Source organism: Bradyrhizobium sp. (assembly GCF_030654605.1).
GTDB lineage: Bacteria > Pseudomonadota > Alphaproteobacteria > Rhizobiales > Xanthobacteraceae > Bradyrhizobium.
Genome location: NZ_JAURXB010000197.1, coordinates 1 through 1,649, shown reverse-complemented (window position 1 = coordinate 1,649; position 1,649 = coordinate 1). Strand labels below are relative to the sequence as shown.

Annotated in this window: 2 protein-coding genes and 1 pseudogene; all 3 read right to left on the bottom strand. The window is 64.6% G+C overall.

What is annotated here, in order from left to right; translation table 11 throughout:
• Nucleotides 1–161 (bottom strand): annotated as a pseudogene (locus tag Q7U29_RS18115) (thiolase domain-containing protein); the annotation flags it as partial.
• Nucleotides 162–215: 54 nt separating this feature from the next.
• On the bottom strand, nucleotides 216–860 hold the full coding sequence (gene eda, locus Q7U29_RS18110) for a bifunctional 4-hydroxy-2-oxoglutarate aldolase/2-dehydro-3-deoxy-phosphogluconate aldolase (RefSeq protein ID WP_304743738.1): 645 nt from the start codon (nucleotides 858–860) through the stop codon (nucleotides 216–218).
• The coding region (locus Q7U29_RS18105) for a sugar kinase (RefSeq protein ID WP_304743737.1) at nucleotides 857–1,649 on the bottom strand (793 nt) is incomplete at its 5' end. The genes Q7U29_RS18105 and eda, both read right to left, overlap by 4 nt.

Genomic DNA, 1,649 nt, shown 5'->3' with positions numbered 1-1,649 from the left:
CCGGCGTTGAAATGCCCGAGTACGATTTCGTCGACATCGCCCGCGGAAATGCCGGCATCGGCCAGCGCCTCGACGGCGACCTTCACCACGAGACTCTCGACGGTCTCGGTATCGAACTTGCCGAATGGCGTGTGCGCCCATCCAACGATGCTGGCTGTCATGGTCGTTCTCCCTGTCTGGCTCGGGGTGTTATGTAACCCATCGGCGAACGGACTTCACGCCGGTTTCAGCGATTTCAGGGCCCGATTGCACATGGCGGTTATGCCGGCCCAGTTGCCGGACCGGATATCCGCGGTCGGACACAGCCAGGAACCGCCCACAGCGACCACATTCGGCTCGGCCAGCCACGTCGCCGCATTGGCCTCGCCAATGCCGCCGGTTGGGCAGAATCGCATGTCGGGAAACGGCCCCGCCAGGGCGCGAAGCGCCTTGATACCGCCGGATTGCTCGGCCGGAAAGAATTTGACCAGGCCAAACCCGTGCGCCAGCGCCAACATCAATTCCGATGCCGTGGCGATCCCCGGCGCGAATGGCAATGGGCTTGCGGCGGCCGCCTTGAGCAATTCGGGGGTGCCCCCCGGACTGATGCCGAAACGCGCGCCGATATCCTCCGCCCGCGCCAGATCCGCAGGGTTCAGGATGGTGCCGATCCCGACAACGGCGTCCGGCACCTCGGCCATGATGGCTTGCGCGGCCGGAATTGCCACTGGCGTCCGCAGGGTGACTTCCAGCACGCGCACCCCGCCCGCCACCAGCGCTTTCGCCAGCGGCACCGCGTCCTCGAGCCGCTCGATGGTCAGCACCGGAATGACGCAGCCGGAGCGCAACAGTGCGGCGAGTTTTTCCTGTTTCGTCGTCATCGTGAGGCCTTACGAGAGGATCCCGGCCCAGGCAATATATTTGCAGGCATTGCCGAGCGCGGGATGATTGCACCGGGATAGCACACCACGACGCCGCCAAGGCGATGCCCCGCTTGCGCGGCCTCGACCGGATCCGCGCCTGCGAGCCGCGTGGCAATGTAGGCCGCCGCGAAACTGTCCCCGGCCGCCGTGGTATCGACCACAGGCCGTGTAATGGGTTCCGGCCTCACTTCGTGCGATACGCCTTCAAAGCGCACGATGCTCCCGGGGCTGAGAAGTTTCAGCACCACTTCGTTACAGGGAATGCGCGCCATCAGCTGTTCGTCGCTTTCGTCGGGGTATAGCGGCAGCAAATCCTCGGGCGAAGCCAGCACGATATCGGATACCGCAAAGGCTTCGGCAAAGACGGCGCGCGCGACGTCTGGATCGGGCCAACCACGGGCCCGGAAATTGGTGTCAAAGACGATGCGGGCGCCCTGCTTTCGGGCGCTGCCGAGCGCATCGATCAACTTCGTCCGCCCTTGCGGGCTGTAGATCGACAGCGTGATCGCCGACAGATAGACGACGTCATAGCCCGCGAGCGATTGCAGGATATCGCCGGTCTCAGGCAAATCCATCAGGCTGCGTGCGGCGGCGTTCTCGCGCCAGTGGAAGAACCGGCGATCGCCTGATGCGTCGGTCTGGATCATGTAGATGCCGGGCAATTTGCCCTTCAGCCGCGCAACCCGGCTGGTGCCGATGCCTTCCATGACCCAACCCGCCACCATCTCGTCGCTCATGGGGTCGTCG